Source organism: Microbacterium sp., assembly GCF_043427715.1.
In the GTDB taxonomy this organism is placed as follows: Bacteria; Actinomycetota; Actinomycetes; order Actinomycetales; family Microbacteriaceae; genus Microbacterium.
In genome coordinates this window covers 1-7,090 of sequence record NZ_JBHWTD010000010.1, presented here as the reverse complement: position 1 = coordinate 7,090, position 7,090 = coordinate 1, and the positions used below count along the sequence as shown (strand labels likewise).

Sequence of the window (7,090 nt, the reverse complement as noted above, 5' to 3'; positions counted from 1 at the left end):
ATCTGGTCGGCGCGAGCGCAGCCGCGCCGACCCGACCCGGCTCACCCCGAGCGAGGGCTGCAAGTAGTGCAGCTGATTCCCACAGGACTGCGGCCACCTCTGATCTCGGGCCGGCGCAGAGAGACGTCGGGGTATCTAGGGAAATGGCCGAACGAGGGGGCATCTTTCGCGCCTGCGCCCCGCGCGCGACCTCGACGACTTCGCGACACGCGCGGCCGCGGGGAGTCTGCGGTTGACCGAGTGCTGACGAGGCGATTCGACGCTCCTGCATCCAGAGTCAGCCATCCAAGGGTCAGCGCTTCTCGTCCTCTCGATCACCCCGAAGCCGCAGTGCCACCCAGAGACCGCATCGTCGGCAGATGAACGTTCCGTCCCTGCCGATCGCGTGGACCTTTCGTCGCGGGTACTCCTTACCGCAACACGAGCATCGCACGCGCGCGTCAGCCATGACATTGTCCAGTCGTCGCGCGGAGCCGGCCACCCGTCAGCGCTTCCGCCACCATGCACAAGCCCGCTTCGCTTGTGCGGAGGCCCAGCCCGTCGAGCAGCGCCCGCTTAGGAGCCTGGGAGGCAGGTTGCTTGGTAGACCCATACGCGATCGCCGCTCCTCGAACCGTCGTTGCGGGCTCTCGTTCGCTCCGCTCGAGCTTCAAGGCAGACGTCAAAGACGTCCTAGTGCGGGATGACATTGCAGACGCTGCTCGGGGAGCATGCTGACGGGTCGAGTGCCAGGCTTGCCTCGATCATGCGACTTAATTCTGCTTCGAGGCGAGCGAGTTCTGTCTGCCGGGCGCGAATCTCCTCGCGCTCTCGATTTAGGAGGGAGCGGACGTGAGAACACGGGGCCTGACCAGCCTCGCGAAGCTCAAGGACGCCGGCGATCTCGGTCAACTTCAGCCCGGCGCCCTGAGCCGCACGGATGAAGCCGACTCGCGCTACGGCAGCGTCGTCCTCGTAGACCCGGTACCCGTTGCTCTCTCGTGCTGCGGTCGGCAAGAGGCCCTTCCGCTCGTAGAACCGTAGGGCTTGCGTGCTGACGCCGGTGAGGGCGGCGAGGTGTCCTATGCGCATGCTCCCATCACACCACTTGACCTTGCACCGTGCTGCAACGTTTACGGTCAGCACATGGAGATCACCTTGCAGTACTTCGATGGATGCCCAAGTTGGGAGACCGTCGCCGAACGCCTCGCAGCCATCGCAACCGAACGGCCCGACCTGACCGTCCACAGGCAGCTCGTGGCAACACAGATAGACGCGGAAGAGTTGGGCTTTCACGGCTCTCCCTCACTGCTCATCGACGGGGTTCCTCTCTTCCCAACGCCTGACTCGCCGCCCGGGCTGTCCTGCCGGATCTACCTCACTCCCGATGGATTCGCCGGCTCGCCAACGCTGGAGCAGCTACGCGACGCGATCGAGACCGCCGAAAGCATGCGTCGATGAGCGACTACTTCGACCTCCTGATCATCGGTGAAGGCATGGCCGGCTCGGGCCAACCAGCGACGCCGAGTTGAGCCACGTGCACGACGGAGCGGCCGGGAGCGATTCCCCTCGCACCGCTGAGCGATTCCTCCACAACGCTCCCAGCGGGGCTCCGACCAGGGAACTCCGTGGCGCCGCCCGTAAACGTCACCGTGAGATCCGCCTGGTGCGGCTGCATGCGCTGCCAAACGGGGCCGGGACTCGCGTGCTGGTCACGCAGTGAAGAAGCCAACGACGCGATGACGGCGCGTCGGACGGTGAAGGCTCGAACATGCCCAAGCGAGGTTGGCGCGAATCTGGCTCCCGGCGGCTACTTCGTGCCGCGCAGGAAGTTGCGAGTGACATCGACAACCGCCAATATAGAAGCGTGTCGATACAGAGTACAGACCTGATGATCATTGGGTCCGGTCCCGCGGGCTACACCGCGGCCATCTATGCGGGTCGAGCGGGCCTGGCGCCCGTGGTCATCGCGGGGTCGGTCACCGCGGGCGGCGCCCTGATGACCACCACCGAAGTGGAGAACTTTCCAGGCTTCGTGGATGGCGTCCAGGGCCCTGAGCTGATGGAGTCGCTGCGGGCGCAGGCAGAGCGCTTCGGCGCCCGCCTCCTTCTCGACGACGCCACCGAGCTGGACCTCGAGGGACCGGTGAAGCGCATCCGCACCGGCTCCGGCGACGAGTACGCCGCGAGCGCCGTGATCCTGACGATGGGTTCGGCCTACCGGAGGCTCGGGCTGCCGGCCGAGGATCGCCTGAGCGGCCACGGCGTCTCGTGGTGCGCGACGTGCGACGGCTTCTTCTTCCGCGAGCGGGAGGTCGCCGTCATCGGCGGCGGCGACTCGGCGATGGAGGAGGCGCTGTTCCTCACCCGGTTCGCATCCAAGGTCACGATCGTGCACCGCCGCGACGCCTTCCGGGCCTCGCGCATCATGGCCGAGCGCGCCCTCACCCACCCCAAGGTCGAGGTGGCATGGAACAGCGAGGTCGTCGATTTCATCGGCGAGCAGCAGCTCGATTCCATCTCCCTCCGTGACACCGAGACCGGTGCCGAGCGCTCCCTGCCTGTGAGCGGAGCGTTCATCGCGATCGGCCACGACCCTCGCTCCGAGCTGGTCGCCGGACAGGTCACGACCGACGGCGACGGGTACGTGATCGTCGACCACCCCTCGACGCGCACGAGCGTCGCTGGCGTCTTCGCCGCGGGCGACCTCGTCGACCACACCTACCGGCAGGCGATCACCGCAGCCGGCACCGGCTGCGCAGCCGCGCAGGACGCCCAGCACTACCTTGCGGCACTTGAGCCTGCAGCGCCCGCTCACCGCCTCGAGAGCGTCGTCGCGTGAGCGTCGCGACCAGCCCCGAGCGGGCGCCGATCGCGGCGGCCGCGCCGCGCCGCCTGTCTGCGCTGGACCGCTGGCTCCCGCTGTGGATCGCGCTTGCCATGGGCGCCGGACTGGTGCTCGGCAGCACCGTGCCTGCCGTCGGGACGCTCCTCGCCCAGCTCGAGATCGGCGGCATCTCGTTGCCGATCGCGCTCGGGCTGCTCGTGATGATGTATCCGGTGCTCGCCAAGGTCCGCTACGACCGCGTCGCCGCCATCACCGGCGACCGCCGCCTCTTGATCTCGTCGCTCGTGCTCAACTGGCTCGTCGGACCGGCGCTCATGTTCGCGCTCGCCTGGCTGCTCCTGCCGGACCTGCCCGAGTACCGCACCGGCCTCATCATCGTCGGGCTCGCGCGCTGCATCGCCATGGTCGTCATCTGGAACGACCTCGCCTGCGGCGACCGGGAAGCGGCCGCGGTGCTCGTCGCCATCAACTCCGTCTTCCAGGTCGGCGCCTTCGCGCTGCTGGGCTGGTTCTACCTCACCGTGCTGCCGACATGGCTCGGCCTCGAGACGCAGGGACTCGACATCTCCATGGGCGAGATCGCGATCAACGTGCTCATCTTCCTCGGCATCCCCCTGGCGGCCGGATTCGCATCGCGCTGGATCGGCGAGCGCACCCGAGGCCGCGACTGGTACGAGCGCACCTACCTCCCGGCCGTCGGCCCCTGGGCGCTCTACGGACTGCTCTTCACGATCGTGCTGCTCTTCGCGCTCCAGGGCGAGAACGTCGTGCAGCGGCCCCTCGACGTCGCCCGGATCGCGCTGCCGTTGCTCGTCTACTTCGCGCTGATGTGGTCGATCGGCCTCGTCACAGGCAAGGCATTGGGGCTGGGCTACGCCCGTTCCACCACCCTCGCGTTCACCGCCGCGGGCAACAACTTCGAGCTGGCGATCGCGGTCGCGATCGGCGCCTTCGGCGCCGCCTCGGGCCAGGCGCTCGCCGGCGTCGTCGGACCCCTGATCGAGGTGCCCGTGCTCGTCGGCCTCGTCTACGTGTCGCTGTGGGCCGGCCGCGTCTGGTTCCGCACCGACCCGTTGCCGCAAGACCTCCACCCCGCTTCGCAGCCCAGCCACGAACGGGAAGGATCATGACCACCACGTCGGAAGCCGCACTGTGCTCGCCCGTCGCGTCGCACGCCATCAGCGAGCATGCCGCCTCAACCGTCGCGGCCACGCTCAAGTCGCTCGCCGACCCACTGCGGCTCCGCATGCTGTCGGCCATCGCCTCCGACCCACGGGGAGAGTCGTGCGTGTGCGACCTCGCGGAGCTCGCGGACGTCTCGCAACCCACCGTCTCCCACCACCTCAAGGTGCTCAAGGACGCCGGCGTGCTCGTCTCCGAGCGCCGAGGCACATGGGTCTGGTACTCGATCGACGCGGCCGCACGCCCCGCGATCACCACCCTGCTCGAGAGCTTCGCGCCCGCAGCACTCGCGCCGCCCCGCGACACTGACGCCTACCACGGCCTCGACGACGTCGACGAGGCACTCACGCATCTCGCCGACTCCCTGGCATCCCGTTACCCGCAGCTGAGCGCCGACGCCGTCACGGGCGTCGTGCGCGAGTCCTACGCCGGGCTCGCTCGAACAGCGCGGATCACAGCACACCTCGTGCCGCTCACGGACCGGTTCGCCCGGCAGCGCCTCGCCGACCTAACGCGCGACCGATCGACGGGCGTGCCGCAGGTGCTGTTCGTCTGCGTGGCCAACGCGGGCCGGTCGCAGCTCGCAGCCGCCCTCGTCAACCAGGCAGCACGCGGCCGCGTCGTCGCACGCTCCGCAGGCTCGTCGCCCGCCTCTGCCATCCACCCGAACGTGCGGCCGCTGCTCGAGAACGTCGACGACTCCGACGAGGCCTTCCCCAAGCCGCTCACCGATGACGCCGTCCGCGCCGCGGATGTCGTCGTCACCATGGGTTGCGGCGACGTCTGCCCGATCATCCCCGGTGTCCGCTACGAGGACTGGGCGGTCGGCGACCCGGCACTCGCATCAGCCGAGGGCGTGGCGGCGATCCTCGACGACATCGCGCAGCGCGTCGTCCGTCTCGTCGACGAGCTCGTCTGAGTCACCGGCCATCCCTTGCACCACGTGCGTTCACCCGTCCGAAACCCCTGACCCGTACAAATGCAGCGGTGCCGACTAGGTCTGCACCTGACCGAGAGAGAGTCACGATGACCGAGAACCCCACCGTCCTGTTCGTCTGCGTGCACAACGCCGGCCGCTCCCAAATGGCCGCCGGCTTCGCGACGGCGCTCTCGAACGGCGCCGTCGAAGTGCTGTCCGCCGGCAGCGCACCGAAGGACCAGATCAATCCCGTCGCGATCGAGGCGATGGCCGAGGTCGGCATCGACATCGCCGGCAACACCCCGAAGGTGCTTACCGTCGATGCTGTCCGCGAGTCCGACGCGGTCATCACCATGGGCTGCGGCGACGCCTGCCCCATCTTCCCCGGCAAGCGCTACGAGGACTGGGAGCTCGAGGACCCGGCCGGCAAGGACATCGAGACGGTCCGCCGCGTCCGCGACGACATCCGCGGCCGCGTCGAGCGCCTACTCGCCGAACTCGTCCCGAGCACGAGCTGACGATGGCCGAGTTCGACGTGCGCGGCCGACGCGGCCTGCCCGGGATCGACTATCCCGAGCGATTCCTGCACGCCCTCACCGACGAGCTGAGCGCGGCCTACCAAGGCATCTTCGCCGCCGAGACGATCGAGCGGTACGTCCTCGAGTCCTATGCGGCGCTCCTCCGCACCTCCGTCGTGAAGGCGCACCTCGTCGCGCGCGTCACGCGCTTCGCGAAGGACCGGCTGCGCGCCCTCGCCGAGGCGAAGGGTGCGATTCCCCAGGACCGACCCAGCGTGCTGTTCGTCTGCGTCCAGAACGCGGGACGCTCGCAGATGGCCTCCGCCATCGCCGCGGAGCGCTCGGAGGGCGGGCTGGTCGTGCGGTCCGCCGGCTCCATGCCTGCCGCCTCTCTGAATCCCGCCGTCGTCTCGGCGATGGCGGAGGTGGGGCTCGACCTCACCGCGGAGTTCCCGAAGCCGCTGACTGACGACGTCGTGCGCGCCGCGGACGTCGTGGTGACGATGGGGTGCGGCGACGCGTGCCCCATCTACCCCGGCAAGCACTACGAGGACTGGCAGCTCACCGACCCGGAGCACGCGACGCCGGACGATGTGCGACGCATCCGCGACGAGATCATCGACCACGTCGACCGCATGCTGGAGCAGCTCGGCGTGGCTCCCGCCTGAGGTCGACGGCGCGGGTACCGCCACAGCGCGGCGCGAGTGCGCCACTACGGCTGTGTGCTCTCGGCGTCAGCGTTCCTTCGGCGCTCGAAGTGTCGCAACGACTGGCTCAAGTTGTTCCAGGACCTCGGCAGCGGCTTTGACGAAGCTGCCCCGATCGGCCTTGAGCATGACGCCGCCGTCCCCGACGCCGTAGGCCGCGGGGAACGAACGTTGCTGCGCGCGCTGGACTCCCCCCTCGAGTATCGCTAGGCGGCCGCTGAGACCTAGAACGCCTTCAGGCCAGACCGACCGCGGGACGGAAGGCGATGTCCATGAGCCGGGCCTGTCGCGCCGCGATAGCGCGAGGATCCGAGCCTGTGCAGCGTGCACTCGCACCGCGAGAGACGACAATGCGACGTCCAGCATCTCCTCTTCGCTCGTCGACCTGAGCTCCGCCAGCGACGTGACGCGGACGTTGGTCAGGTTGGCAGCGCTCCGAGCCCCCGACTGGAAGCCGCTCTCCGACAGCAGGATGCCTCGGTCTGCACCGACATCGGCGACGACGTCCCGTAGAACGTGGACGCGATCCTTCGCGATGGGACGCCGGTGGGCTTTGCATTCAACTACCCACCGGTGCGTCATCCCCGCCCTTTCGAACTCGACCAGCACGTCGACATCGTGCTGCGATCGCGCGCCGCTCACCCGCACGTTCGTCTCGGCCCGGAGGGCCAACGAGCGGAAGAAGGTTGCTGCTTCCTCCTGGTAGCCCCGCCAATCCTGTATGTCATCAACCTAGCCGCGGAGCCAGTCCGACCAGCAGGGCATGGGTCCACGACCCGCGGAGTGCTGAGGCGTGCTGAATCGCCCCGGGTTCAGTGGAGGGCGAGTTCTCCCAGCATCGGCTGAGGCTGGGAGTTGATCTCACGGTAGTACGCGTTCTCCGCCTCGATCGGCGTGAGATATCCGATCGAGGAGTGGAGCCGGTTCTCGTTGAACC

8 protein-coding genes are annotated in these 7,090 nt (G+C 68.5%); 6 read left to right on the top strand and 2 right to left on the bottom strand.

Going from position 1 to position 7,090, the window contains the following annotated elements:
• Positions 1-672 precede the first annotated feature (672 nt).
• A complete protein-coding gene (locus ACHFGS_RS01105) occupies positions 673-1,071 on the bottom strand; it encodes a heavy metal-responsive transcriptional regulator (protein WP_211450653.1) in 399 nt (132 codons plus the stop codon).
• A 54-nt stretch (positions 1,072-1,125) separates the two neighbouring features.
• On the opposite strand from ACHFGS_RS01105, the gene ACHFGS_RS01100 reads away from it, so the two are divergent.
• The 6 genes from ACHFGS_RS01100 to ACHFGS_RS01075 all read left to right on the top strand — a co-directional run bounded on the left by ACHFGS_RS01100 (position 1,126) and on the right by ACHFGS_RS01075 (position 6,114).
• A complete protein-coding gene (locus ACHFGS_RS01100) occupies positions 1,126-1,440 on the top strand; it encodes a thioredoxin family protein (RefSeq protein WP_211448253.1) in 315 nt (104 codons plus the stop codon).
• A gap of 430 nt (positions 1,441-1,870) precedes the next feature.
• Positions 1,871-2,821, top strand: a complete 951-nt coding sequence (gene trxB, locus ACHFGS_RS01095; protein WP_394289068.1) for a thioredoxin-disulfide reductase — start codon at positions 1,871-1,873, stop codon at positions 2,819-2,821.
• Positions 2,818-3,957: an ACR3 family arsenite efflux transporter gene (gene arsB / locus ACHFGS_RS01090; protein ID WP_283245025.1), complete on the top strand. Its 1,140-nt coding sequence runs from the start codon at positions 2,818-2,820 to the stop codon at positions 3,955-3,957. Before trxB ends, arsB begins: the two co-directional genes overlap by 4 nt.
• A complete protein-coding gene (locus ACHFGS_RS01085) occupies positions 3,954-4,928 on the top strand; it encodes a metalloregulator ArsR/SmtB family transcription factor (protein WP_394289067.1) in 975 nt (324 codons plus the stop codon). The genes arsB and ACHFGS_RS01085 overlap by 4 nt, the downstream gene beginning before the upstream one ends.
• A 107-nt stretch (positions 4,929-5,035) precedes the next feature.
• Positions 5,036-5,446 (top strand): arsenate reductase ArsC, encoded by a 411-nt coding sequence (locus ACHFGS_RS01080; protein WP_211448249.1) that lies wholly within the window; start codon positions 5,036-5,038, stop codon positions 5,444-5,446.
• Between the two features lie 2 nt (positions 5,447-5,448).
• Positions 5,449-6,114: an arsenate reductase ArsC gene (locus ACHFGS_RS01075; protein ID WP_394289066.1), complete on the top strand. Its 666-nt coding sequence runs from the start codon at positions 5,449-5,451 to the stop codon at positions 6,112-6,114.
• A 66-nt stretch (positions 6,115-6,180) separates the two neighbouring features.
• Here ACHFGS_RS01075 and ACHFGS_RS01070 read toward each other — a convergent pair whose 3' ends face one another.
• Positions 6,181-6,876, bottom strand: coding sequence for a restriction endonuclease (locus tag ACHFGS_RS01070; protein ID WP_394289069.1), 696 nt, complete (start codon positions 6,874-6,876; stop codon positions 6,181-6,183).
• Positions 6,877-7,090: the final 214 nt, after the last annotated feature.